23 protein-coding genes, 1 riboswitch and 2 other annotated features are annotated in these 25,282 nt (G+C 49.5%); of the genes, 4 read left to right on the top strand and 19 right to left on the bottom strand.

What is annotated here, in order from left to right; translation table 11 throughout:
- Positions 1-165: 165 nt before the first annotated feature.
- The 15 genes from rpmA to CZ379_RS11455 form a co-directional block, all read right to left on the bottom strand.
- Positions 166-477 (bottom strand): 50S ribosomal protein L27, encoded by a 312-nt coding sequence (gene rpmA / locus CZ379_RS11525; protein WP_019638294.1) that lies wholly within the window; start codon positions 475-477, stop codon positions 166-168.
- A gap of 18 nt (positions 478-495) precedes the next feature.
- Positions 496-828, bottom strand: coding sequence for a ribosomal-processing cysteine protease Prp (locus CZ379_RS11520; RefSeq protein ID WP_110931758.1), 333 nt, complete (start codon positions 826-828; stop codon positions 496-498).
- Between the two features lie 14 nt (positions 829-842).
- Positions 843-1,154 (bottom strand): 50S ribosomal protein L21, encoded by a 312-nt coding sequence (gene rplU / locus CZ379_RS11515; RefSeq protein ID WP_110931757.1) that lies wholly within the window; start codon positions 1,152-1,154, stop codon positions 843-845.
- A 13-nt stretch (positions 1,155-1,167) separates the two neighbouring features.
- Positions 1,168-1,250, bottom strand: a sequence feature (ribosomal protein L21 leader region).
- Between the two features lie 75 nt (positions 1,251-1,325).
- Positions 1,326-2,519, bottom strand: a complete 1,194-nt coding sequence (locus tag CZ379_RS11510) for an Rne/Rng family ribonuclease (RefSeq protein ID WP_110931756.1) — start codon at positions 2,517-2,519, stop codon at positions 1,326-1,328.
- A 62-nt stretch (positions 2,520-2,581) separates the two neighbouring features.
- Positions 2,582-3,439 (bottom strand): M50 family metallopeptidase, encoded by an 858-nt coding sequence (locus CZ379_RS11505; RefSeq protein ID WP_110931755.1) that lies wholly within the window; start codon positions 3,437-3,439, stop codon positions 2,582-2,584.
- The gene (locus CZ379_RS11500) at positions 3,432-4,352 is read right to left on the bottom strand and encodes a M23 family metallopeptidase (RefSeq protein ID WP_110931754.1); all 921 of its coding nucleotides are present in this window, start codon (positions 4,350-4,352) and stop codon (positions 3,432-3,434) included. Before CZ379_RS11500 ends, CZ379_RS11505 begins: the two co-directional genes overlap by 8 nt.
- 178 nt (positions 4,353-4,530) lie before the next feature.
- Positions 4,531-5,679 (bottom strand): FtsW/RodA/SpoVE family cell cycle protein, encoded by a 1,149-nt coding sequence (locus tag CZ379_RS11495; protein WP_199925580.1) that lies wholly within the window; start codon positions 5,677-5,679, stop codon positions 4,531-4,533.
- Positions 5,680-5,685: 6 nt separating this feature from the next.
- Positions 5,686-6,480 (bottom strand): septum site-determining protein MinD, encoded by a 795-nt coding sequence (gene minD, locus CZ379_RS11490; protein WP_110931753.1) that lies wholly within the window; start codon positions 6,478-6,480, stop codon positions 5,686-5,688.
- Between the two features lie 3 nt (positions 6,481-6,483).
- Positions 6,484-7,146, bottom strand: coding sequence for a septum site-determining protein MinC (gene minC, locus CZ379_RS11485; protein ID WP_110931752.1), 663 nt, complete (start codon positions 7,144-7,146; stop codon positions 6,484-6,486).
- Positions 7,147-7,222: 76 nt separating this feature from the next.
- Positions 7,223-7,756: a rod shape-determining protein MreD gene (gene mreD / locus CZ379_RS11480; RefSeq protein ID WP_110931751.1), complete on the bottom strand. Its 534-nt coding sequence runs from the start codon at positions 7,754-7,756 to the stop codon at positions 7,223-7,225.
- The gene (mreC, locus tag CZ379_RS11475) at positions 7,756-8,631 is read right to left on the bottom strand and encodes a rod shape-determining protein MreC (protein ID WP_110931750.1); all 876 of its coding nucleotides are present in this window, start codon (positions 8,629-8,631) and stop codon (positions 7,756-7,758) included. The genes mreD and mreC overlap by 1 nt, the downstream gene beginning before the upstream one ends.
- Positions 8,632-8,763: 132 nt before the next feature.
- Complete coding sequence (locus CZ379_RS11470; RefSeq protein WP_110931749.1) at positions 8,764-9,795, bottom strand: rod shape-determining protein; 1,032 nt, start codon at positions 9,793-9,795, stop codon at positions 8,764-8,766.
- A 39-nt stretch (positions 9,796-9,834) separates the two neighbouring features.
- On the bottom strand, positions 9,835-10,524 hold the full coding sequence (gene radC / locus CZ379_RS11465) for a RadC family protein (RefSeq protein ID WP_110931748.1): 690 nt from the start codon (positions 10,522-10,524) through the stop codon (positions 9,835-9,837).
- 146 nt (positions 10,525-10,670) lie between these two features.
- Positions 10,671-11,282, bottom strand: a complete 612-nt coding sequence (locus tag CZ379_RS11460) for a Maf family protein (protein WP_110931747.1) — start codon at positions 11,280-11,282, stop codon at positions 10,671-10,673.
- 177 nt (positions 11,283-11,459) lie between these two features.
- Positions 11,460-12,569 carry an SPOR domain-containing protein gene (locus tag CZ379_RS11455; protein ID WP_234404891.1) on the bottom strand — a complete coding sequence of 370 codons (1,110 nt, stop codon included), beginning with the start codon at positions 12,567-12,569 and terminating at the stop codon, positions 11,460-11,462.
- Positions 12,570-12,706: 137 nt separating this feature from the next.
- Positions 12,707-12,821, top strand: a riboswitch (TPP riboswitch).
- Between the two features lie 128 nt (positions 12,822-12,949).
- On the opposite strand from CZ379_RS11455, the gene CZ379_RS11450 reads away from it, so the two are divergent.
- The 4 genes from CZ379_RS11450 to CZ379_RS11435 are packed head-to-tail and all read left to right on the top strand — an operon-like array spanning position 12,950 to position 16,816.
- Positions 12,950-13,585, top strand: coding sequence for a YkoF family thiamine/hydroxymethylpyrimidine-binding protein (locus tag CZ379_RS11450; RefSeq protein WP_110931745.1), 636 nt, complete (start codon positions 12,950-12,952; stop codon positions 13,583-13,585).
- Between the two features lie 2 nt (positions 13,586-13,587).
- Positions 13,588-14,187 carry an ECF transporter S component gene (locus CZ379_RS11445; RefSeq protein WP_110931744.1) on the top strand — a complete coding sequence of 200 codons (600 nt, stop codon included), beginning with the start codon at positions 13,588-13,590 and terminating at the stop codon, positions 14,185-14,187.
- Positions 14,187-16,010, top strand: coding sequence for an ABC transporter ATP-binding protein (locus CZ379_RS11440; protein WP_199925579.1), 1,824 nt, complete (start codon positions 14,187-14,189; stop codon positions 16,008-16,010). The genes CZ379_RS11445 and CZ379_RS11440 overlap by 1 nt, the downstream gene beginning before the upstream one ends.
- Positions 16,007-16,816 (top strand): energy-coupling factor transporter transmembrane component T family protein, encoded by an 810-nt coding sequence (locus CZ379_RS11435; RefSeq protein ID WP_110931742.1) that lies wholly within the window; start codon positions 16,007-16,009, stop codon positions 16,814-16,816. The genes CZ379_RS11440 and CZ379_RS11435 overlap by 4 nt, the downstream gene beginning before the upstream one ends.
- Positions 16,817-16,885: 69 nt before the next feature.
- On the opposite strand, the gene murC is transcribed toward CZ379_RS11435, so the two are convergent.
- The 4 genes from murC to CZ379_RS11415 form a co-directional block, all read right to left on the bottom strand.
- Positions 16,886-18,205 (bottom strand): UDP-N-acetylmuramate--L-alanine ligase, encoded by a 1,320-nt coding sequence (murC, locus tag CZ379_RS11430; RefSeq protein WP_407668702.1) that lies wholly within the window; start codon positions 18,203-18,205, stop codon positions 16,886-16,888.
- 59 nt (positions 18,206-18,264) lie between these two features.
- The gene (locus CZ379_RS11425; protein ID WP_110931740.1) at positions 18,265-19,641 is read right to left on the bottom strand and encodes a bifunctional folylpolyglutamate synthase/dihydrofolate synthase; all 1,377 of its coding nucleotides are present in this window, start codon (positions 19,639-19,641) and stop codon (positions 18,265-18,267) included.
- A 118-nt stretch (positions 19,642-19,759) separates the two neighbouring features.
- Positions 19,760-22,429, bottom strand: a complete 2,670-nt coding sequence (locus CZ379_RS11420) for a valine--tRNA ligase (protein ID WP_110931739.1) — start codon at positions 22,427-22,429, stop codon at positions 19,760-19,762.
- 82 nt (positions 22,430-22,511) lie between these two features.
- Positions 22,512-22,797, bottom strand: a binding site (T-box leader).
- A gap of 144 nt (positions 22,798-22,941) precedes the next feature.
- Entirely contained in the window at positions 22,942-25,272 is a 2,331-nt protein-coding gene (locus CZ379_RS11415) for a glycoside hydrolase family 9 protein (RefSeq protein WP_199925578.1), read from the bottom strand.
- Positions 25,273-25,282 lie beyond the last annotated feature (10 nt).

Genomic DNA, 25,282 nt, shown 5'->3' with positions numbered 1-25,282 from the left:
GTTCCTCTTCATTTGGATAACAAGACCTTACTATACTTTTAACATCTTTAACCAGTATATCACAATCCTTGTCCCGGCAAGGAATTAAATAAAGGATATTTGAATAAAAAAGCCCTCGGCACGAGTGCCGAGGGCTCATAAGCCAAGCTATGGCAGATGAAGCACTTAAGCTTCGACTGCAGCTGCTACAGGAGCAACTTCCACAGGGTAGACGCTCACTTTCTTGCGATCACGTCCCCAACGTTCGAATTTAACAACGCCATCTACTTTTGCAAACAGCGTATCGTCTTTACCGATTCCTACGTTGGTTCCCGGATGAATCTTCGTTCCGCGTTGACGAACAAGAATGCTTCCGCCTGTTACAGTTTGGCCGTCAGCACGTTTTACGCCAAGGCGTTTAGCAATGCTGTCACGACCGTTCTTTGTGGAACCTACACCCTTCTTGGATGCGAATAACTGGAGATCCAATTTCAACATTATAGTCTACCTCCTTCTTTAAATAATGATATCTTGTATCTGAATATACTCACCGTATGATAATTCGATACTTTGCAGCATAACGACCATAGAAGCAAGAAGCAGTTGCGCCTGCTCTTGAGCCTTCGGTTGCTCGACAAGAGGAAGACTCGCGTTCAAGAACCCGTTCTTCATCTTGGAATCCATCACGATTCCGGTTAGCGATTCGATGGAATTAACCGTACCAACGGTAACGGCTGATACCCCGGCACACACAATGTCTTGACCTGGCTCAGCGTAATGGGCATGACCTTCCACTTTGAAACCATGTATGTCGTTATCCTTGCGACGCAATATGGAGACGCTAATCAAGGTACGTCACCTTCTTACGCTTGGATTTTCTCGATGGTCACTTTCGTGTATGGTTGACGATGACCTTGTTTCTTGTGGTAGTTCTTCTTTGGTTTGTATTTGTAAACGACAACCTTGCGGCCTTTGCCATGTCTTTCAACTTTCGCTGTCACACTAGCACCGGCTACTACAGGAGTTCCCGCTACCAAACCTTCGCCTTTGGATACGGCCAATACACGGTCGAACGTCACGCTTGTGCCGTCCTCTGCGTTCAATTTCTCGATGTAAAGAACATCGCCCTCTTGAACACGGTATTGTTTACCGCCAGTTTCGATAATTGCGTACATTTGCTTGCACCTCCTCATGTCTCAGACTCGCCTAATTCAGGTGCGCCGCGAGATGCGACGATCTTGTTGACCTGATCGGAGCGGTTACAGCATGTGCACAAGCTACACTTATGACACATACCCTAATATAATATCATGGGGTATAGCTAAAATCAATTACTTTCGTTAAATTTAATCCATGCTTGAAGTAGCCGTTTCTTCCCGAATTCGCTTCCGTGTCATTTCAAGCAATCCAAGCCTTGTCCAGCCGAGAATATGATGCTGAGTTCGATCGCCCTGCATGCAGCTGTGAAGCTTGTCCAGTACAGCGTCGCGATGCTCGTCTTGATCCATGTCGATGAAATCGACGATAATAATTCCTCCAGTGTCCCGTAAACGAATCAATCTGGCCATTTCGGCCGCCGCCTCCAGATTGGTCTGGAACACCGTTTCCTCCAGTGAGTTCCCGCCGACGTATTTTCCAGTATTCACATCAATGACCGTAAGCGCCTCTGTTTGATCCCAGACTAAATATCCCCCGCCCGGCAGCCACACCTTCCGCTGAAAATCCTTATCCAACTGGTTTTGCACACCGTAAAATTCAAATAAGGGAATGTCCTTCTTATAGATTTTGATAGGCTGCGGATTTCCGGGAAGCATAATTTCCAGAAACGAAGCGACTTCCTCGGCCCGTTGAGGGCAATCCATAATAATCTCATCCGTCTCCGGGCTGTAAACGTCCCTCATCAGCCTTTGAACCATGCTAAGATCCTGATGCAGCAAAGCCGGCGCGAGGCTAATCTTATTTTTCTCCAAAATGGCAGCCCATTGCTTCCGCAGCAGCGACAAATCAAGAGAGATCGCCTCCAGCTCCTCAAGCTCGGCTACCGTCCGGAGAATAAGTCCCTCTTCCTCCTGCCGCAGCTGCTCGCCTATTCCTTTTAAACGTTGCCTTTTCTCCTCGTCTATAATCTTCTTAGAAACTGCAACATAGGCGGCTGACGGCATATATACGAGCCAGCGGCCTGGAAGGGAATAATGCGTTGTAACTCTTGGCCCTTTATTGCCAATAGCGTCCTTCACGACCTGCACGATCACATCCTGACCGGGCTGAAGCAGCTCGGATATGAGCGGCTTCACCTTCGGTTGTCTTTCCAAATGGGGATGGAGCACATCATCAATATATAGAAAGGCATTCTTCTTCTGTCCGATATCTACAAATGCAGCTTGCATGCCGGGCAGCACATTAACTACGCGCCCTTTAAAAAAACTGCCAACAAGCCCTCTAGCCTGGCAGCGCTCGGCAGCATATTCCACCAGTCTGCCATCTTCCTGCAGTGCCATCTCGGTTGAGCCGGATTTGCAGTGAACAATCATCCGTTTCATGATCTCACCCTCTGTCTGCGTTGTACCACGATTATATTTTCTGATTATACCACGGCAGGATGCTACGTCGCAGGCCCACCTTTAAAATAGGAAGAAATTACCCTTTGTTCCGGCAAGACCGCAATAATTTTGCCTCGTCCATTCATTACATAAATAAAATGGTACTTTTCCCTTTTAAATAGACGCAAAATATGCTCCAAAGGTTGCGCTTTATCCGCTACAATCGGCTGAGCCAGGCTGCCATGCAACAGATGATGCGAGAACGAACGATCCCTGTTCATCAGAAAGCGCATAAATCGATAAGGGATGTTGCGGTAGTCCACATAATTGGAGTAGAGAAGAAACAAGCCAATCAATAGCAAGTTTAACTGCAGCACACCAGTTTGCAGCAAAAAGGGGGACAGTGCATATCCAATAATGATCAAGCTGAATAATAAGCTAATGCGCAGCGAGCAGACTAACGCCAAATGATACGGCAAAATGATGCTGAACAGGGACTGAAATATTTTCCCCCCATCCAGCGGCAGCACCGGAAGCAAGTTGAATAAAGCAATCAATATATTCCCCTGCACAAAATATTCATAGAAGGGCCCGTTCCACAATCCGCAGACATGAAGGAGCCAGGCCAAACTGATCAATAGCCCATTTTGCAAAGGCCCGGCAAGGGCGATGAGCATTTCGCGGCCTGCGCTCAAAAATGTGGTATCTTCCATCACAGCGACGCCGCCGAAAGGCAGCAACTGCACAGAAGCAACGTTAACGCCAAGCCACTTTGCTGCGGCAACATGCCCCCATTCATGAATAAATACGATCGCGAACAGCGTAATCAATTCCACAAAGTGGCCAGTAATAACTGAAGCCAGCATGACGAGAACAAATAACGGGTGAAAGGATATCGTAATGCCGCCCCATCTAATCAAATGGAATCACATCCGCCGGATCAATATAGCGCTCATCTTTTTGCAATGCAAAATAAAGGGTTGGCAGCCCCTGCTCAAACGGCGCTTCAAGCTTCCCGATCAAATCTCCGGACTCCACCCAATCCCCTTTTTCCACAAAAGCTTGATGCAGGTGGCCATAAATTGACGCATACCCGTTGGCATGCTGAACAGTAACCGTCTGCCCTGTAAAGGCGTCGTTGCTGACGCTAAGCACTCTGCCTGTTTCTACGCTTTTAACCTGTAAGCCTGTATTCGAATCACTGGCAGGCACAATATTTACTCCCTTTAAACTGAGCGCAAAGGCCCCAGCGATCTTTCCTTCCAACGGAACCGTAAAGCTGCTCGAATGGTTGACTTTGACCCCATGATCTTCATTTTGCTTGAATATCGGAATAAAGGTCGGGGCTCCTCCAAAATTTCGTTTATACCATGCCTCTGCCGCTCCGAAGTCCATTTCATGAGTTAAGGAATGGGCTACAAATAAACGGATCGATCCCGACCAAGGAGGTTCATAGCGATTAATCGCCCAAATACCGATGAAAAGCAGCACACTGATGCTTAGGCGAATAAACAACATACTCCAAAAGGAAGAGCGCTTCCCTTCATCCGGCAGCATGGGAGGCATCTGCCCTCCAAATAGGTCGGAATCCTTCCATCGTCCTTGTCCGTGCTTCCACATCCATTCGGGATCCTGCTCTCTTTCATCTGCGCCCTTTGGATTTCGACGGAATTCCTCTATGCGCTGCTCTTCAATAATATGGTTAAAATCAGCTGCTTCGTAACTATTTCTCTTGGCAAACGGAGACGTTGCGGCGGGGACTCCAGCTTCACCAATAATTAATTGCTTGATCCGCTCTTCCCGCCGCCGCTTCACATTCGACTTTACGTCCATCGCTCTCATTCCTCTCCGATAGCATCAGGCGCTCATCCCGAATACGATTAATTCAAAGCTGTACCCGGTAGACATGTTGTATTTAGTTTATGAGCAGCAGCGGCGGAATATGAACAAGCCTTAGCAGCGATGGCACCCCCGATTTTAACGCAAAAAACCAGCGTGATGAGCGCCGGTTCTAATCTACTTCATATTTCTCCTGATGCAGCTTGATGCTGAACACCAAACCTATGCACAGCATGTTCAGAAGCAATGATGTCCCTCCATAGCTGATGAACGGGAGGGTAATGCCCGTAATCGGCATCAGGCCGATCATCATGCCTACATTCTCAAAAATTTGGAATAGGAACATCGCCGCAATCCCTACGATGATATAAGCTCCCCGCTTATCTATACAACGAAGCGCAATTTGAATCATCCTATAAATAAACAGGAAGTATAGCAGCATCAGGATCGATGACCCTACGAAACCAAACTCTTCACCAATAACGACAAAAATCGAATCCGAATACGGGTAAGGTACAAACCGTTTGTTCTTGAGCTCTCCCTGCAAAAATCCATCCCCCATCAGTCCGCCGGAGCCGATGGCAATTTTAGCGTAGCTAGACTGATGCTTGGCATCATTCGATGCTTCGTCCGGATTAATAAACGTATTAATCCGTTGATACCAGTGCAATTTCCCCTTATCGTCCAAATAATCATGAATCTGCTGATTATAAATATTGAACAAGGTGACGAACACAATCAGAAAGGCAACGAGTGCCGTCAGACCAACAAGCACATGGCTATACTTCGTATTTCCGATCCAAAGCATGGCACAGAGCACCACAAGATAGATGATCGCATTTCCTAAATCCGGCTGGATCAGAACCAGCATAAAGGGGAGTAGCGTTATCGCTGTAATCGGAATGACGTCCCGCCGGAAGCTGAGCAGCCGGCCTTCCCGTTTGCCAAGCAAATAGGCGGTGATCATAATTAATATAATTTTAACCAGCTCGGCAGGCTGGAACAGCAGTCCTCCAGGCAGCTCAAACCAGCTGCGCGCACCGTTAATTTCCGGTGCAAATAAGAAGACAAGAACGAGCAGTAAACAGCCCGTTCCGTAAATGTACCAGCTATAACGAAGCAATGTGCGGTAATCGACAACTGACATACCGAATACCACTGCGAAGCCAAGGCCATAGAAAATCAAAGTCTTCAGATCATAATTTTTGAAATCAGGCGCATAAGGGGCAATTGCACTGTGGACGAGCAAGGTGCTCATAATCATGAAGATGGCTAGGATCGCAACCATAAGCCAATCGATTTTTTTAAGTTTAAAGAACAACTAGGATCAACCCATTCCGAAAAACTTCTTAAAGCGTGTAAACATGCCTTTCTTCTGATCAAGCAGCATCAAAGGAACAGTGTCTCCCAAGATGCGCCGCGCAATGTTACGATAAGCGATTGCTGCCTTGGAGTCAGGATTCATTACGGTGGGTTCTCCGCTATTCGCCGCTTTAATGACAAGCTCATCATCCGGCACGACACCGATCAGATCGATATTGAGCACTTGCAATATGCCTTCAATATCCAGCATGCTGCCAGACTTCACCATATCCACTTTGATCCGGTTGACAACAAGCTTCGGCGAACCGATATGCGAGCTCTCCAGCAGGCCGATAATACGATCCGCGTCACGAACTGCAGCATGCTCCGGCGTTGTAACAACGATTGCTTGATCTGCTCCAGCGATGGCATTCTTGAAACCCTGTTCTATGCCGGCAGGGCAGTCAATAATGACATATTCATATTCCTTCTTCAGCTCAAGAACAATATCTTTGACCTGCTCTGCGGAGATGGCATTTTTATCTTTCGTCTGTGCAGCCGGCAGCATATACAGCTCATCAAAACGCTTATCCTTCACCAAAGCCTGATTTAAGCGGCAGCGCCCTTCGGCTACGTCAATCAAGTCGTAAATAATCCGGTTCTCCAGCCCCATGACCACATCCAGATTTCGCAGGCCGATGTCCGTATCAACAAGACATACCTTTTTGCCAAGCAGCGCCAGAGCCGTACCGATATTTGCGGAAGTTGTCGTCTTGCCGACGCCGCCTTTCCCCGAAGTGACAACGATAGCTTCTCCCATAGTTTACACCCCTCTGAACACGTTAAAGTCCGGACGCACCCGGGTTATGTTCGTTATTTTGTCAATTTGCATCTTCCCATCAAGTAAATACGCAAATTCCATACTGCTCTCACGATGCTCCCATTCATCAGGTGGACGGCTATATATCTCGGCAATCCGCAGCTGAGTCGGCGATAAATAAGATGCTGCTATAATGGAATCTTGTTTGCCCTCTGCCCCGGCATGAGCCATCCCCCGCAAAGCGCCCAGAATGAACACATCGCCAGTACAGGAAATCGTCCCTCCTGGATTGACGTCTCCAAGAAACAGTAAATTACCGTCATGATGCAAAACCTGGCCGGAACGAACAATACCGCTTAGCGTCGTTAGCGTCCCTTCCTTCGGCTGATCTTCTTCCGCCAACGGAGAGTCCACGGATCGAACCAGCAAATTGCCTTTTTGCTTCAATATATCAAGGATCATTTCCTTCTGCGCATCTGTCACAATTCGCTTGCCCAGTTTGACATCAACATGAATAATCGGACCTGTCAGTATGTTCTGATGGCTATGCTCTACCTTATAGCGCAGCTCATCCACAAGCTGTTGCAAATCACACTCATCGTCGAGCAGGAAAACCAGGCCATCTTTGATGCCCTTGATCGTAACGTGGTTAGATTTCACTGTCATAAGCCTGTCCCTCCCTCCTATTCAATTCGTGCAGGAGCATCAAAGTTCCTGCTTCCCTAAGGAAAAGCACGAAATGTCAGGCCTGGCTCTCGGAGGATCGGCGCTTGGTAATCAGCTCGAGCTGGCGTCTAAGAGGAACGTAAATAGCCAGGGCGAATACAATGTGAACGAACACGTTCGGAATAATATGATTCATTAAAGCCCAGGTATAAGGTTGATGCGTCAGCTCAAATAATGAGTACGTCGCGAACAGGATTGAATCCAGCAAAATGCTTCCGATCATGATAACAATCATCATCAGCGGAAGCGGGGCCCTCGGAGAACGGAATACGAGACCGAGCAAGTAACTGGACAGTCCCATGGCAAAGGAATAAGCCCCGATGATCGAGCCGTAGAATACAACATCCTGCAGCAAGCCGAAAAGCAGCCCAAGCACTAAGCCGCTGTGCCGATTGTCGTAAACGGTAATGAACAGAATCGCGATATAGGCCAGATGAGGAACAACCCGCGTCTGCCACGAATCGGGAATAATCCACGGAATGATCGTTCCTTCAATAATAAACAATACGAACAATAGCAGGATCAATATTTGTTTGCGTTTGCTCCTCACTACTCCAAGACCTCCGGTGTGTACACCACAATCAACTCTTTCCAATCCGTGAAGCTTGCTGCCGGCTCGATAAATGCCGTATAGGTCATGCCATACTCTCCAACTTGAATATCTTTGACCTTGCCGATGACCATCCCTCGCGGGAAGGCACCGCCGACGCCGGACGACACAATCGTGTCGTCAATGGCTATCGACGAAGGATCGTCGATTTTATTCATCAGGAACATGCCCTTGTTGCTATCAAATGTCTCAACGACTCCAAATACTTCATTCTCTTTGCCTTGCGCCGTTGCCGAAATTCCATTGGAATTCGGATCCTTCGCATCCATCGTTGTCAACAGCTTCACGGTCGAAGTGAAGTTGCTGACCCGGCTGACCGTACCCACAAGTCCTTCAGCCGAAATAACAGCATACCCCACCTTGACGCCGTCCTTGCTCCCCAGGTTCACTTTAATCGTTCGGTTAATCGGATCATTGTTCACGCTTACCACTTGGGCGATCCGGTAGGTGTAGTTGTATTGATTCTTCTGGGCTTCCGTAAATTTGTGCAATTCGTACAGACGGGCGTTCTCCTGCTCAATCCGATTATAGATGGCCTTATCTCTAGTGTAGTGAGACAAGGCGATTTTGAGTTGTTCGTTCTCCTCTTGCAGAGAGCGTAAGTTGGAGATATCTTCGATCAAGCCCGAGATATAAGAAGCAGGCTTATAAAAAACAGACTGCACAAAGCCTACCGTATCCTTCACGAACTTCTCCGGCCATGACAAATTCGCCCGGGGCCCGAGCGTAAATCCCATTATGGCGATAAAAAGAATGAGTCCCATGAGCAAAATAAACAATCTTTTGTTGCCAAGCAGCTTAAACAGTTTAAGCACCCTCCAACCTTACAAATTCTCCTCTCCACGAGTCCACTCTATTTACTATAGAAAAACGGCACAGCCGTCCAATTCAGGACGGCGCCGTTTTATCATCAAAGTTCGTGTTCTCCATTCGCCAATGATAAAAAATTAGCGTTTGCGCAGAGCCGAACTGCTTCTTGATTTGAACAAATGGATATTATCGAGAGCTCTCCCCGTACCGATGGCAACACAATCGAGCGGATGCTCGGCCACGATGACAGGCATACCCGTCTCTTTGGCCAGCAGCTTATCCAGATTGCGGAGCAGCGCACCGCCGCCAGTCAACACAATGCCCCGATCCATAATATCGGCCGCCAGCTCAGGCGGACATTTCTCCAGCGTTACCTTCACCGCTTCGACGATCGCATTCACCGTATCGCCGAGCGCCTCGGTAATTTCATCCGATGTGATGGAGATCGTCTTCGGCAAGCCGGTCACGAGATCCCGCCCGCGAATTTCCATAGTTTCCACCTGCTCAAGCGGAAGCGCCGAGCCTACATCCATCTTCAACTGCTCCGATGTTCTTTCGCCGATCATCAGGTTATATTGGCGCTTGATATATTGAATGATGGAATCATCCATATCATCGCCCGCTACACGAGCAGATTTACTGGTGACGATGCCTCCGAGAGAGATTACAGCAACTTCTGTCGTACCTCCGCCGATATCCACAACCATGCTGCCGGTTGGCTCCCATACGGGAAGATCGGCTCCAATAGCTGCCGCAAAAGGTTCTTCAATCGTGTAGGCTTCACGTGCTCCCGCCTGCTTCGTGGCATCCTCTACCGCCCGCTGCTCTACAGCCGTAATCCCGGACGGCACACATACCATTACATTCGGATGGCGCTGGAACAAGGAACGCTGCTTCTGAGCCTGGCGAATAAAATATTTTATCATCGTTGCAGTCGTGTCGAAGTCGGCAATAACGCCATCCTTCATCGGACGGATAGCACGGATATTGCCTGGCGTTCTACCGATCATCTTCTTGGCCGATTCTCCGACCGCTACAATGCTCTTATTATCTGTATTCATCGCAACTACCGACGGTTCTCTTACAATAATTCCTTTACCTCGAATATAAACGAGCGTATTCGCCGTACCCAAGTCAATCCCTAAGTCTTTCGTGAAACCACCTAACATGCTGTAATCTTCCTTTCCTTCTGTATCTGGTCTATTATATTACATCAAGCCTTGCTCCTTCAAACTTATGAATTCCCCGTCCCCGATCACGATATGATCCAGCACGTCGATTCCGACGATCTCCCCGGCTTCGCACAGGCGCTCCGTCATCCGGATATCCTCCGGGCTTGGCGTTGGATCTCCGCTTGGATGATTGTGGGCGCATACGACAGAGGCGCTGCTGCATTTAATCGCTGCGCGAAACACCTCTCGTGGATGGACGATTGAAGAATTCAAGCTTCCGATGGAAAGCGTCTCCTGAGCAATGATATGATTTTTCGTATTCAAAAATAAACAGACAAAATGTTCCTTCTGCAAATAACGCAGCTGCTCCATGAGGATATCCGCCGCATCGCGGGGGCTGCGAATGACTTGAGCTTCCGGAAGCCTCGCTTTGGCAAGCCGTTGGCCCAGCTCAATTCCCGCCTTAAGCTGCACGGCTTTGGCGGGGCCGATGCCCTTTAGCTTCACCAGCTCGTCCAAACTAATATCTACAAGATTGCGTATTCCGCCTATATTGCTGAGAACGCGCTGAGCCAAATGAACAGCCGATTCATCCCGAGTACCTGTCCGAAATAGAATTGCCAGCAGTTCAGCATGACTGAGCGAGCCCGCTCCATATTGCATCATGCGTTCTCTCGGTCTTTCCTCACTAGGCATATCACGCAGTAAATATTGCGGCATATTCATTTATATCCCTCGCTTCCGAATAATTAGGCAGATGTCCGGCTAGCCGGCTGCCAGCAAAATTCATGGCGGAAGGATATGCTTTATCTCTTCCTCTTTCTTAACAACGTAAATATGAAGTTATTTGTTACAACATTCGTTTGATTGGATTACTTCAGAACGTGGACTCCAAAGCGGCCAAGCATTTCACTGACCAATGACAGCGGCAATCCTACGACGCTGAAGTAACAACCATCGATTCCCGTGACAAAAATAGCCCCGAGTCCCTGGATCGCATAAGCCCCCGCTTTATCCAGACCTTCCCCGGTCTTGGCATATGCGACGATCTCATCTTCTGTTAGAGCTCTCATCGTAACCAGAGTGGAGCGATATTCGACTTCCGCTCTTGCTGTAATCGCATCAATACAAGCTACGGCAGTGTATACATGATGACTTCGTCCCTGCAAAGAGCGCAGCATTGAGGCTGCTTCCGCTTCATCCTGGGGCTTGCCAAGCACTTGTCCGTCCAGGACAACAATCGTATCACTGCCGAGGATAACGGCTTGGCGGGAGGCTGGCCCAAGCGTTGCATGAACCGCTTTCGCTTTACGCAGCGCCAGCTCCGTGACGATCTGCTCCGGCGCCCAATGATCCGGCGTTGTCTCATCGGCATCACTCGGCATGACTTCAAACGAAATATGTAGAGAAGCCAGCAGTTCCCGTCTGCGTGGTGAAGTCGAGGCCAACACGACATGTCGTGCTGATGAAGCTGCAAATTCCAAGGTTCGGATTCTCCTTTATACGTCGTTCGTAGGGCAAGCTCGCAGAGCTTGTCACCTCGCCATTTTTTGACACTTTGGCACTTCATTATTATAAGGTTAATTGATCGGCAATACAAACATAAAAAAGGCAGGGGGAACTATTTCCAAATTTCCCTGCCTTGCCAAAATTTCCTTCGCTCAATGATTCCCTACCAATTTCTGTTCGGCCATTATAAATCGCATCATTTCATTTTGCACTTCCCAGAGCATCGTCTGCTCGCCCTTCTCATTAAATTCCCCCATGGCCTCGACCGCACTGTTCATCGCTTTCTCCATTTCCTTCACCTCGCCCTCTGCTGAAGCCGACAGCTTGCCCCGAATCAAGGCAGCGCTTTTAGTCCATAGCTGATGACTTTCCCGAAGCTGCCCCGTCTCCTCTTGACTCTGCCGTGTAGGCGAAGCTTCTCCCAATAAAGCTGCTGAGGAAGAGCTGAGCATATATACTAGATCCGCACTTTGCGCTAAATATTGCTGAAGGGAGGCTGCGTCTCCGTTATATTCAACCGTAGCTGATTCCGGCAAAGATATCTCGTGCAATATAAGATGAACGCCCCCTGTCTTCAACCTGCCGCTCAACAATTTAGCTTCCTCGCGATCAGGAGAAACTCCTGCATACACCCGTTTTTCATCCAGCGTATCCCGTGCAGCGGCGATGCCTGAATCACGCAATTGCTGTTGAGCCAGCTCTACCCCCTCCGCCGTGCTGAATACGCCATATTGCAGGAAATGATAGCTTTGCGAAGGTAAAACGACTTGAACGAGCGGCATCTGCTCCTTGCTGATCACACTGCCCAGCACGGGGATATCCGCCGCTTCCCCGGCAGCTTCCTGCTTCGGTACGCCTATGCCAGGTATAGGTACCGTTATTTCCTGATTGAACATGGACAGGACGACAAATCCAAAAAGCGCCCCCGTTACAACAGCGCCGGTCAAAGAACCGACCACCTTCCACCATGAGGTTCTCGTTCTCTGGAAGTAATAATTACCGCCATCCGGTTTTTCATGCTCAGGAAATACAGCTATCCCCGTAGCAGCTTGATCCGTCAATGGGTCCCCCCAATAATCTGCTGATTCCACTGCACGATAGGTTAGGGGGGGGGGAATTCGACTTTCACCTGAGATTTCATATACTTCTCGAGTAGATCTGGCCGGGGATGATTCATTCTTCTGGCTCTCGCCTGCCGCCCCCGCATATCGGGCTACGCGCCCTTGTTCATCGAACCGGAATGTCATCTTCGCCTTGTTCACGATCCGCACGCTCCTTGTCCTCTCTTCTAACGATACAATATGAATTTTTGCAAGAATATAGACCAGTTCATTCGAACAAGGGCTTTACAATTCAAAGGAACTCTGTATAATGGGAACCATTGAAAACCGCATAACGAATCAAGCACTAGGGGTGCCTTTACTGGCTGAGAGATCGTTCCTGATCAAGGATACGGTTAACCCTTTACACCCGATCTAGATCATACTAGCGTGGGGAAGTGCGGGGAAACGATGAACGGCGCTGCATGATTGCTTTGCTATGCTAAAGCGAACTAGCCTGTATCGATACAACTGCACTCTTCGGGTGCGGTTTTTTTGTCGTTATCGACACTTACTAACTTATCAAGGGAGGAACAAGTATCATGAGCAATTCATTCAACGAACAAGTTAAACCCGCAGCATGCGGCAGCAGCCGCATTGTCGGCTGCCGCTTTTCATTATTTCCAATGACTGATCGCTTCGTGCCTGTCATTCTTGGCGCCCTGAAGAATACCGATACGTCCAAAGTCTGGATCCAAAGCGATGATGTGAGTACTTGCGTACGGGGTCGCCATGAGCATGTATTCGACGTGGTCAAATCTATATTTCTTCAAGCAGCCAAAAGCGGGGAGCACGTTGTCCTTAGTGCAACATTTTCTGTCGGCTGCCCTGGGGACACAGAGGGCGACGTTTTCATGTCCGAGGATGATGTCCGCTTAAATGAGGCTAGCGGATTTGCCATTGACACTGCAGTACAATTCGCGCTCTACCCGATGGGTGTGCCGCACTATATGGATGTCATTTATGACGCGGTAAAATCTGCTGAGGCAGAGGGAACTTTCTCCGGCGGCATTCATTACGCCAGCCGCTTGGATGGAGACGCCCACGAAGTATTCCGGTCGCTGGAGAACGCCTTTGTAACGTCGAGCACGCAGACTTCTCATCTTGTAATGACAGCTACCTTTTCATGTAACAGTCCGTCCGCCAAACCAGAACATCTGCAAAATAGGGGGGAATAACGATGTCGTCCTGGAAGCTTCGTGACATTATTGTTCTTAGTTCATTATCCGTCGTTTTTGCTGTCGTATATTTAGTTTTTCTGCAAATCGGAAATGTTCTTGTTGGTTTTATGGGCCCGATGGGGTACGAGGTCATTTTTGGAATTTGGTTTATCGTCTCGATCATTTCTGCCTATATTTTGCGCAAGCCTGGAGCAGCCCTGCTGTCTGAGACGATTGCCGGTACCATCGAAGTGCTCATCGGTAACGTCACCGGCCCAATTCTGATCCTGTCCGCCTTTATTCAGGGTCTCGGGGCGGAAGCAGCATTCGCCGTTGTCAGATATCGTTACTACAACACGCCTGTATTAATAGGTGCTGGTGTAGGCGCAGCCGTATTCAGTTTTGCTTGGGGCTTCTTCCAGTCCGGATTCGCCGCTTTATCCACGGGGCTCGTCATTTCAATGTTCATCATGCGCGTGATCAGCGGAGCCGTTCTCGCGGGCCTGCTTGGGAAATGGATTTCCGATGCGCTGGCTCGTACCGGTGTATTGAGAAGCTTCCCGATCGGCAAAGAAGCGGCTCAAGCCGCACGCCAGAAACAATCTTCGGTGAAGCTATAATGAATACCGGACTTCAATGTCCATCGCGCGAACAGAAAGCAATGCGCACGATGGGTACGAATGAGGAAATGATGGATAAGCCGATTGTTCTGAAGACCAAAGATTTGTCGCTAGCTTTTAGCGAGGAGGACGAGGAGCCTGTATTCTCCTCCCTCTCCCTCCGCTTGCATCAAGGTGAGCTCATGCTGCTTCTTGGCCCCGGAGGCTGCGGCAAAAGCTCCATGGCTCTATGCTTGAACCGGGTATACCCTTCAGCCATTGACAGCGTCGTTAATGGCAGCGTTTATTTGCACGGCCAGTCTTTGGAAGGGCAAGATCCCGGGACGATTGCCCAGCAGGTGGGGATCGTGTTCCAAGATGTGGACAGTCAGTTCTGTATGCTGAAGGTGGAGGAGGAACTTGCCTTTTGCCTGGAAAACATCGGATGCCCACGGGAGCAAATTAGTGCAAAAATCGACGAAGCACTAGAGCTCGTCGAATTAACTGAATGGCGGGATGCGCATATTCATGCCTTATCCGGGGGAATGAAGCAACGGCTAGCGCTGGCTTGTGCCCTGGTACTGAACCCCGAGGTGCTCATTCTCGACGAGCCGACATCCAACTTGGATCCGGAAGCCTGCTGGAATTTATCGAATCTAATCGACTCAATACGCAAACAGCGCCAAATGAGCGTCTTGCTCATCGAACATCAATTGGACGCATGGATGCCCTATGTAGACCGCCTAGCCGTAATGGGCGCAGGAGGAAAGTTGATTTACGAAGGCGAGCCAAGGGCTTATTTCGCTAATTCTAAAGAAGAAGCACGGCAATTAGGAATATGGATGCCGGGAGCTGTCCGCCTTCACGAGCAACTGGAAGCGAAACTAAAATCAGCATGGCAGCCTTTGACTAGAGATGAGCTCGCCAAATTGTGGTTGAACGAACCCGACTCCGTAAAGCATGCAGTTCTCCAGCAGTTGGAACAAGCAGCCGAAACTAGAAAAGCAGCAGAGATTAACAGTAAATCAGCAAATGGAAGCAGTGCGGAAAGCTTAATGCATATCGATAATATCTCCTTTGAGCGCAGCGGCGGGCGAAGGATTCTCGATCAGCTCTCCCTATCCATTCCTGCCGGACAGTTTATTGCTCTGGTCGGCCCGAACGGTGCGGGCAAGTCCACTTTGGCCGCGCTCCTGTCGGGAATATTAGAGCCTTCCTCTGGAATGATCCGCTTATCCGGCAAGGCACTAACGGGTTGGCCGGAGCAGCAGCTGCGCAAGCGCATCGGCCTCATATTCCAGCATCCGGAGCACCAATTCGTGACAGATACCGTCTACGACGAACTAGCCTTCGGCTTGCGGCTGCAAAAGCTGCCCGAAGAAACCATTTCCGAGCGAGTTAATGCACTGCTCGATCAATATCGGCTGCAGCACCGCAGAGACTTCAGCCCCTTCGCGCTTAGTCAAGGGCAGAAACGCCGCTTGAGCGTAGCTGCTATGCTGTCCGAAGAACAGCAGATTCTGCTATGCGACGAGCCCACCTTCGGGCAGGACGCATATTCTGCCTTGGAGCTGATGAATTCGCTGCGCGCCCGAGTGGATCGCGGGCTTACCGTCATCATGATCACTCATGATATGGAGCTCGTCCAGCAATTTGCCGATCGGGTAATCGTGCTGAGCCAAGGAGCCATTCAGTGGGACGGCAGTCCGATAGATTTGTGGGATTGGCCCGAGGAGCAGCTACTGTCACATAAGCTACTTCCTCCTCTCTCCGCTTATTTAAAAAATAAGCTGCGATTATCGCTCCAGGAGATGCGGGAAGCTTGCGAGGAGGTGCTGATATGAAAACATCCGGCGCGTTTAGCGAGCTGTTGAATGAAATGAATCCATCCCTTAAGGGACTTACGGTCATTTTGGGAGTAATCTTGTTATCATTCGCCTTTGATCCGATCACGATCTCCGTTAGTCTAATTTATGTTTTGATGGTAACGGTGATATTCGGCCGGATTTCCTGGCGCAGATGGCTGCTGTTGTTCCTGCCTTTCTTCATTATGGCTATCGGTTATTTCTGGACGGCAGCGCTCTTCCCACGTTCCGATTTGCCTCAGGATTCGAAGTTACTCCTATCATGGGGACCGCTGCAGATGACGGAGGCTGGGTTCAGCCTGGCTCTCTCGCTCGCCCTGCGCACTTTAATGTTCTCGGCGCTTTCACTCATGTTCGTCCTGACGACGGAGCCCGTGAAGTTCATGTTCAGTCTCATGCAGCAATGTAAACTCCCGCCCAAGCTTGCATACGGCATACTGGCTGGATTTCGTTTTCTGCCCTTGTTTCGCGAAGAGCTGCGCATTATGCAGCAGGCTCACCGAATGCGGGGCATATGGCGGGAGAAGCGAGATGTTCGTTCGCTGCTCCATGCCTTTAAGAGATACAGCATTCCTCTTCTCGCAAGCGCGATCCGTAAATCCGAACGAGTAGCCGTTGCTATGGTGTCTCGCGGTTTTACCGGCGGCAAGCGCGATTTCTACTTTCAAATGAAGATTCGCTGGCGGGATTGGATCTTTATGGGTATCGTGCTGTCCGGCATCCTATTAGGATATTCCATATCTTACGCCTTAGGTACCTTAACTTGGTATGGAGGACAGCTTTAGAATATATCAAAAGGAGCTGTCCCGTGGCAGACAATTCTGCACACGGGACAGCTCCTTTATCATTCGTTTCTAGAGAAGGGTCTTGGCTAGTTCATGCCCTACCTTCCAGATATCCCCAGCGCCCATCGTAATGACGAGATCACCAGTTTGCAGCCGTCCTTGCAAGTCCTCAATAACATCCTGCTTTGTAGGCAAATATCTTGCACCGGCATTGCTGTTTTCCTTGATCAGCTCCACCAGCTTCGAAGAATTGACCCCTTCAATCTGCTTCTCTCCTGCAGGGGAGTAAATATCGGTAATAATCACTTCATCCGCTCCGCCAAATGCCCGGCTAAACGCATCGAGAAGGAAGAAGGTGCGCGAATACCGCTGCGGCTGAAAAACGGCAATGATTCGTTTGCCCGTCGCCTTCGCCGCAGCAATCGTCGCTTCAATCTCCGTCGGATGATGCGCATAGTCATCAATCACGAGTATGCCGCGGCTTTCACCAAGCACCTGGAACCGGCGTTTAGCCCCATGGAAATGCTGGATCGCCTCAGCAACATCCGCAAAAGGAATGCCTGCCTCAAGACAGACAATCACCGTTGCCATCGCATTGTAGACATTGTGTCTTCCCGGAACAGAGAGTTTGATTTGACCCAGCGGCTGCTGACCATGGTTCATCGTGAACACAACCTTGCGATCACCGAGCTTGATATCCGTAGCCATGTAGTCGCACGCCGACTCAATTCCGTAAGTGACCACTTGGCATTCCAGCTTAGGCAGCAAATCACGAATATTCCGGTCATCACCGGAGACGACAGCTTTGCCTTCCGGCTTGATTTGATTCAAAAATTGCACGTAAGCATCCTTGAGCTTGCCGAAATCTCCGCCATAATTCTCCAAATGATCTGCCTCAATATTCGTAACGATGCCGAGCGATGGATGATACTGGAGGAAAGAACCGTCGCTCTCATCCGCCTCCGCAACGACGCATTTGCCCTGACCTGCCTTGGCATTCGTACCGATGTCCATAATTTCGCCGCCTATAATATAGGTGGGATCCGTTCCGCACTGTTCCATCACTAGGGCGATCATGGAGGAGGTCGTCGTTTTGCCATGCGCTCCAGCGACAGCTACGCCTGTACGTTCGTTCAGCAATCTTGCCAGCATTTGTGAACGATGAAGAACCGGTATGCCCTGCTCCTCCGCTTCAACCCGCTCAACGTTGTCCTTCGGCAGTGCTGTCGAGTATACGACTAAGTCTGCCCCGTGAACCTGCTCTTTGGTATGTCCGATATAGATTTTTGCCCCTTTGGCCGCCAGCTTCTCCGTCAACTCCTGGGAAGCGACATCCGATCCGGTAACGGTGTAGCCCATTTCCAGCATAACGCGGGCAATAGCGCTCATTCCATAGCCACCGATCCCGATAAAATGTACATGTTGTTCTGTCGTATTCAACAATATAGTCACCAGCCTTTTTCAGAATCGGTTTGATGCAAAAGGGTTGCCCGCACGTCCGAAATCATATAGAGCGTGCCTGTAACTACCCCAAGATCCTCCCGTTCCGTCCGTGCTTGAAGCAGTGCCAGCGCACTCTTCCAGTCACGCTCCACAATGACTTCCAGATCCGCCTTCGCTATATCCTCGCGCATTTGCTCCACAAGCTGATACAGCGAATCCGCATCCATTTTCTTGCGAAAATCGGGCTCGGTCAGAATAAGCGTATCCACTATTGGTAATATATGCTTCAAGTATTCACTATGATGCTTATTAGCCAGCATCCCCATCATCAAATTCAGCTTTCGATAGCTAAACGCTTCTGGAAGGCTTCTAACAAGCGCCTCTGCCCCCTCCGGATTATGGGCACCATCCAGTACAATTCGCGGCTGCTCCGCCACTTGCTCAAGCCGTCCTGCCCAGAAGGCGTTTTTGAATCCGGCCAGCACCTGCTCATCCTCGAGAACAAAGGCCATATATTGGCGCAAAATCTCAAGCACCATCATAACCCCGGCCGCATTCGTGCATTGATGCTTGCCTAGCATTGAGAGCTCTAAATCTATGTCACGGAAAGGCCCTTTAAAAAGAATGCTCTGGGTTCGTCCGTTTAAGCCGCCGCCATCATAATGAAACTGCTCGCCTAGCAAGTAAAGCGTCGCGCCTTTCTCTTTGGCTGTCTCTTGCAAAACAGCAATAACAGAAGGCTGGCTGGCACAGCTCACTACGGGTACACCCGGTTTGATGATCCCCGCTTTTTCACGAGCAATCTCTTCCAGGGAATCCCCTAAAATATCGGTATGATCCATGCCTACATTCGTAATGAGCGAGACGATCGGCGTGACCAAGTTCGTAACATCCATTCTACCCCCGAGCCCGGTCTCCCATACTACGATATCGGGATAACATACTTCCGCAAAATATAGAATTGCGAGTGCCGTGCTCACTTCAAACATCGTAGGTGATCCCAGTTCACTGGCAGCGATCTCATTCACAACGGGAGCCAGCCGGTTGGACAAGCTTAACAGCGTCTCTTCCGGTATATCCTCTCCATTGAATTGGAATCTGTTTGTAAACTTCGTAATGTAAGGGGAAGTGAACATCCCTACATCATATCCGCATTCCTTGAGCGTTGAACTTAAAAAAGCACAGGAGGAGCCTTTGCCGTTCGTTCCTGCGACATGTATGAATTTAAGTCTTCGATGCGGGTTCCCAAAATGCTCCATCATCCGTTCAATCCGCTCTAATCCCGGACGGATGCCAAACGGTATTAAGCCGTTGATCCATTCGACCGCATCTGAATAGCTTGTAAGCGGCAGCTGAATCTCCTTTGAAAGATTAACCCCCATGTCATTTTCACCTTCATTAATGTATTGAACTAAAATGCTGCTGCAATAAGGAAATGTACAGCAGGAGCTGAAATTAACGACTTTTAGCTCCTGCTGTACTAAGGATATTACACGTTTTCTAACCTTTCAATTCAGCGATTCGGGCGAGCACTTTATCACGTTTACTAGAGTAATCGGCCATTTTGGCACGCTCCTCTTCGATGACCTTCGCTGGAGCCTTGGCTACGAAGCCTTCATTTGCCAGCTTCTTCTCTACACGCTCCACCTCTTTGTTCAGGTGAGTCAGTTCCTTCTCAAGACGGGCAATCTCCTGGCTGATGTCGATCAGGCCCGCTAATGGCAAGTATAGCTCAGCTCCCGTCACTACCGCCGTCATTGCCTTCTCAGGTACTGTCGCTTCAAGTGAAGCTTCATATTGCGAAGTGTTGCAGAATCGACGGATATAGTGGCTGTTACGCTCCACGATATCAAGCTGCTCAGCTGAGCCTGGCTTCACGATCAATTCGATTTGCTTGCTCATCGGTACATTCACTTCCGCACGAATATTCCGAACGGAACGGATCATGTCGATCAGCAAATTCATTTCCCGCACGGCATCCGGTGCCTCTAGCGCCGGATCATACTGCGGCCATTCCGCGAGTGTGATCGTCTCGCCGCGATGCGGCAAATGCTGCCATATTTCCTCGGAAATAAACGGCATGAAAGGATGGATCAAGCGCAGCGTACGGTCAAGCACGTAAGCAAGAACGGACTGCGTATTCTTTTTAGCTACTGGATCTTCACCATAGAATGACAGTTTAGCGAATTCGATATACCAGTCGCATAGATCATCCCAAATGAAGTTGTACAGTTCCCGGCCGGTCTCTCCGAATTCATAAGCATCGATCAGACGGGTAATGTTGCGTGCCGTCTCATTGAAGCGATGGAGGATCCAGCGATCGGAAGTCGACAGCTTTCCTTGAATATCGATATCGTCAAATGTTACACCTTCCAGATTCATTAATGCAAACCTAGAGGCGTTCCAGATTTTATTCGCAAAGTTGCGAGCCTGCTCGACACGCTCCCAGTGGAAGCGCAAGTCCTGGCCAGGGGTACTGCTCGTTGAAATCATATAACGCATGGCATCTGCGCCATATTTCTCGATCACCTCAAGCGGATCCACCCCGTTACCCAAGGATTTGGACATTTTATGGCCTTCGCTGTCCCGCACCAATCCATGCATCAGTACGTCCTTGAACGGAATTTCTTCGGTAAACTCAAGAGCGGTAAAAATCATCCGCGCTACCCAGAAGTAAATGATGTCGTATCCGGTAACGAGAACATCCGTTGGGAAGTAGCGCTTGAAGTCCTCGCTGTCCTCATTTGGCCAGCCCAATGTGGAGAATGGCCACAGCGCAGAGCTGAACCACGTGTCAAGAACGTCGTTGTCCTGTACAAGCCTATGCCCGCCGCATTTGGCGCAAGTATCTACTGCTTCTCTTGCGACATGCAGCTCGCCGCAGGATTCGCAATACCAGGCCGGTATGCGGTGTCCCCACCATAATTGCCTGGAAATACACCAATCGCGAACATTCTCGATCCAGTGCAGGTAGGTTCTTTCAAATCGCTCCGGTACGAAGTGGACTCCTTTGCCGGATTTTTGGGCAGCAATCGCCGCTTCTGCCAAAGGCTTCATTTTTACGAACCATTGCGTCGATAGGTAAGGCTCTACTACAGCGCCGGAACGTTCGCTGTGCCCAACCTGATGAACGTGATCCTCGATTTGCACGAGCACCCCGGATTCTTTCAAATCAGCCACGATGGCTTTACGGCATTCGCTGCGATCCAGTCCCTGGTATTTCCCAGCCGCCTCGTTCATCTTGCCGCTTTCATCCATGACGGTAATTTGCGGCAGATCATGACGAAGACCAACCTCAAAGTCATTCGGGTCATGAGCAGGCGTAATCTTTACCGCTCCGCTTCCGAATTCCTTATCGACGTATTCATCGGCAATAATCGGAATTTCACGATTAACGATCGGCAGCACAAGCGATTGCCCGATCAAGTGACGATATCTCTCATCCTCGGGATGAACGGCAACAGCCGTATCCCCAAGCATCGTCTCGGGTCTCGTCGTGGCTACCGTAATAAATCCGCTGCCATCCTTAAGCGGATATTGGAGATGATACAAATGACCGTTGACCTCTTTATATTCCACTTCAATATCCGAGAGAGCCGTGCGAGCAGCAGGATCCCAGTTGATGATATACTTGCCGCGATAAATCAGACCCTTCTCGTACAACTTCACGAAGACTTCGCGTACAGCCTCCGATAGCCCTTCATCCAATGTAAACCGCTCGCGGGAGTAATCGAGAGAGAAGCCCATTTTGGCCCATTGTTCGCGAATCGTGTCGGCGTAATGTTCTTTCCATTCCCATACCTTCTCAAGAAACTTCTCTCGACCTAGGTCGTAGCGGGAAATCCCCTCTGCCCGCAGCGTCTGCTCTACTCTCGTTTGCGTAGCTATTCCGGCATGGTCAGAACCTGGAAGCCACAGTGCATCATAACCCTGCATCCGTTTCGTGCGGATCAATATATCCTGCAGTGTAAAATCAAGCGTATGCCCGATATGAAGCATACCGGTTACGTTCGGTGGTGGAATGACAATGGTGTAGGGCGTAGCTTCAGGTCTTTGTCCCGCTTTGAAGAAGCCCCCCTCCATCCAGTAACGATACCATTTCTGTTCTGCAGCCTTGGGATCATACGTTGTCGGCATACTTGCCGATGAATGCTCTTGGATCTCTGACATAATTTCAACCTCCGTTACAATTCAGCATTGCCTTAGCGTAATCAGGATAGTCTTGCTTAAAAAATACAAAAAGCCCCTCGTCTCAAAGGACGAAAGGGCTTTACTTTCGCGGTACCACCTTTGTTTTGCGGGTTCGCTTCAAGCTGATTCCTCTTCATCTGGAACAGCTGAAGAATAGCTGAAAAACTCGCAACACTCGTACAGATAACGGCTGCAACCGGCCCGTTCTAACGACTACATGCTACATAGCTGCTCAAACAAGCGACTCCCGGGTGACTTCGGCCAGCTGCATCCTGCGGAATCTTCCAGCGCTGCAATCCCGCTCTCTGAAGGGCACACTGCCTACTCTTCCCGTTCTATGTCTTTCCACGCATTTATTTTAAGTTAATCCTTATTATCATAGCGTGAAATTGAGTAGGAGTCAATATTTGGTCTGGCTATCCTTATCGAATCAGCTCGAATTTAGGCAATTACAGCATACCTGAGTTCAAGACAATCGCGAGTTCCGCCGATCAAGGCTCGGTTCCGAATACTAATATCCCGTTATGGTACAACGTTACGCGCTCCCAATTCGTATAAACACTATTCGTAGGATCAAAGGAATAATCATTGCTCTCATTTAAATTCACCCAGCTGCTGCTGTGATTGCGAGTCTGGATATCCCCGGTTTGTCCGCCTGGCAGCAGTGAGCCCGCCGCCGCCTTGAATGAAATTTCCAAATAGGTATCTGCCGTCGGTTTTCCTGAACTCATTTTGACAAAGTTACCATTTATGTTAGAGCAGCCTACCATCGCCCAATCACAGTTGAACTCCATTTGCTCATTTCCATCGGCGGTAAAATAGTAACGAAGGCTTAATTCGCTTAAGGGCACTGCCGTAGAACCGTGATTTACGATATTAAAGTGCGGCTTGAACTGGTTATCCGTAGCATTCGTATCCCCGGCCTTATATTGGACGGCCAAATCTCCTTCCGGTCCTGGATTTGGATCAGGGTTCGGCTCTGGGTCTGGGTTTGGATTCGGGTTCGCACTTCCTCCCAACGGATCTCTATGATCTTGCATATACTTGGAAATCCATACAAGCGGCGCATTCCAGTTAATCGTATTCTCTTTGGATACCCAAGCATCGGGCGCCGTGTTTTTTGGTGCATACGATTTAGCCGCAGGCATGCCCGTCGGCGTAGCCGAATCGTTGATCACCGTGTTGTTTGGCCCTCCGGACAGCCAGCCTTTCGGATACGAGACGCCGCTCTGGTATTTGCCCCAAGCCCAACGATCATGCGTATCGGTCTCGTAGTATTGACCATATCCCGTAATATAGGACAATCTCATCGCATTGTTACCCATAAAATAATCCATCGCTTGATTCATCGCCTTCAAATAATCAAGATTCTGACTAAAGTCATAGGCGTAGCCAAGAAATATCATTTTATTGGCAATGATGGAGTTGGAGCCCCAATCATAACCTTTGTTTCCCGGCAGCAGCACGGGATACCCTTCCCCGTTGAGCGTTGACAGCGATGCGTTCGCCTGATTCAACACACTCGTCTTCATCGCCTGAAGATCAGAGGCGGACAGATCGCTGGGAGCCGATAATAAAGAGAGCGTTCCTGTCGCAGCGGTAGACTGCCAACCGAACTCGGATATCTCGCCGTAATGTGGAGATGAAGTTACTGCTGCTTTGTAGGAAGAGGCATTGCTCTCACCGAACGCATAGGCCGTCAAATATAGCTCTGCAGCTGCCGCATACCGGTCATCGCTTGTCCGAACATCGTCATAATCCCCGCCGCCCGGAGCGTCCGGCGTTTGCGAGGTATAGAGAACATTCGGATTAGCGGAAGCCCTTGTCCAGGCCTCCTTAGCAATGCTCCACATTTCAGCGGCCTCCGCTGCATTGTACGGTTCAATAAGGCGAGCCAAATGTGCGAGATTGCGGGCAACCGCATAGGTCGCATTCGTAGATGGCGGCTGGGCCTGGCGATTCATGCTGTTTTCCTCATCAATGTTCGTTACTGGGAACGCACTCCAGTTATCACCATGAATTTTATGCGAGGCAAGCCCTGTCGAAGGCATAACTCCTTTCATAAAAGTAGAGCCGAACAAAACTTCATCGAGAATGTCGGGAATTCCGTTCCCGCTCTCCGGGATGTTAAGGGAACCGTCCGGGAACACTGCTGGATAACGCTCGTACAGATTCAGCAGCGTCCAAGCTGATATTGCCTGATTCACGGGATAGATTCCGAAATCCCCCGCGTCCGCCCAGGAATTTTTCACATTGAGCCTTTCGTTTCCGCACCAGTTGTTGAAACAGCCAACCGAGCCGTCCCCCGGATGCAGCGCTTTATGGGCAAAGGCTGAATTACTCAAATATTGCGCCTCAATATCCATTCCCATTCGATGGAAATAGAAATATTCCATTGCTTCATTCGGCAAGTTCGGGTATAAGTCTCCATCAATTGCAAATTGTATACTTTCTCCCAACCCCGAAACCCATAATTTATAAGTCCCTTGTTCCGTAATGGATGAAAAATCCGCGTGGTGAATATGATCGGCAGAAGCCTGATCTTGACCATATACATGCGTCTGTCCCTGGGCGGCTACGCTGCCTCCTGCCTTCCGCAACTCCCAGGAAAGCGGCGATGTCGAGCTGCTGACGATCGTGGCTATTTTTTTGGCTCCGGGCAAGTAACCGATTTGGTTCACCCGGATTGGGCTAGGATCGCTATCCGCGTTAACCCCCGCCGGTATCAAGACGGATATAGCCAGCATGAGAATGAGTACTATCGCGGTTACTTTTATAAAGCTCCGTGTATTGCTTCTCGAACTATCCATAAAGCCAATCATTCCTGCTCCC

It is taken from the genome of Paenibacillus bouchesdurhonensis (assembly GCF_900155685.1).
Lineage (GTDB): Bacteria > Bacillota > Bacilli > Paenibacillales > Paenibacillaceae > Fontibacillus > Fontibacillus bouchesdurhonensis.
Note: the sequence above shows the minus strand (reverse complement) of the source record. Positions and strands in the feature narration are given on the sequence as shown.

What these genes read in the sequence shown, in the direction of transcription:
- CZ379_RS11440 (WP_199925579.1), top strand. Translation starts at nt 14,187, where the DNA reads ATGAATACCGGACTTCAATGTCCATCGCGCGAACAGAAAGCAATGCGC.
- rplU (WP_110931757.1), bottom strand. Translation starts at nt 1,154, where the DNA reads ATGTACGCAATTATCGAAACTGGCGGTAAACAATACCGTGTTCAAGAG.
- minD (WP_110931753.1), bottom strand. Translation starts at nt 6,480, where the DNA reads ATGGGAGAAGCTATCGTTGTCACTTCGGGGAAAGGCGGCGTCGGCAAG.
- rpmA (WP_019638294.1), bottom strand. Translation starts at nt 477, where the DNA reads ATGTTGAAATTGGATCTCCAGTTATTCGCATCCAAGAAGGGTGTAGGT.
- CZ379_RS11450 (WP_110931745.1), top strand. Translation starts at nt 12,950, where the DNA reads ATGAGCAATTCATTCAACGAACAAGTTAAACCCGCAGCATGCGGCAGC.
- CZ379_RS11510 (WP_110931756.1), bottom strand. Translation starts at nt 2,519, where the DNA reads ATGAAACGGATGATTGTTCACTGCAAATCCGGCTCAACCGAGATGGCA.
- minC (WP_110931752.1), bottom strand. Translation starts at nt 7,146, where the DNA reads ATGACAGTGAAATCTAACCACGTTACGATCAAGGGCATCAAAGATGGC.
- CZ379_RS11420 (WP_110931739.1), bottom strand. Translation starts at nt 22,429, where the DNA reads ATGTCAGAGATCCAAGAGCATTCATCGGCAAGTATGCCGACAACGTAT.
- CZ379_RS11500 (WP_110931754.1), bottom strand. Translation starts at nt 4,352, where the DNA reads ATGGACGTAAAGTCGAATGTGAAGCGGCGGCGGGAAGAGCGGATCAAG.
- CZ379_RS11435 (WP_110931742.1), top strand. Translation starts at nt 16,007, where the DNA reads ATGAAAACATCCGGCGCGTTTAGCGAGCTGTTGAATGAAATGAATCCA.
- CZ379_RS11415 (WP_199925578.1), bottom strand. Translation starts at nt 25,272, where the DNA reads ATGATTGGCTTTATGGATAGTTCGAGAAGCAATACACGGAGCTTTATA.
- murC (WP_407668702.1), bottom strand. Translation starts at nt 18,205, where the DNA reads ATGAGCGCTATTGCCCGCGTTATGCTGGAAATGGGCTACACCGTTACC.
- CZ379_RS11425 (WP_110931740.1), bottom strand. Translation starts at nt 19,641, where the DNA reads ATGGGGGTTAATCTTTCAAAGGAGATTCAGCTGCCGCTTACAAGCTAT.
- radC (WP_110931748.1), bottom strand. Translation starts at nt 10,524, where the DNA reads ATGAATATGCCGCAATATTTACTGCGTGATATGCCTAGTGAGGAAAGA.
- CZ379_RS11445 (WP_110931744.1), top strand. Translation starts at nt 13,588, where the DNA reads ATGTCGTCCTGGAAGCTTCGTGACATTATTGTTCTTAGTTCATTATCC.
- CZ379_RS11470 (WP_110931749.1), bottom strand. Translation starts at nt 9,795, where the DNA reads ATGTTAGGTGGTTTCACGAAAGACTTAGGGATTGACTTGGGTACGGCG.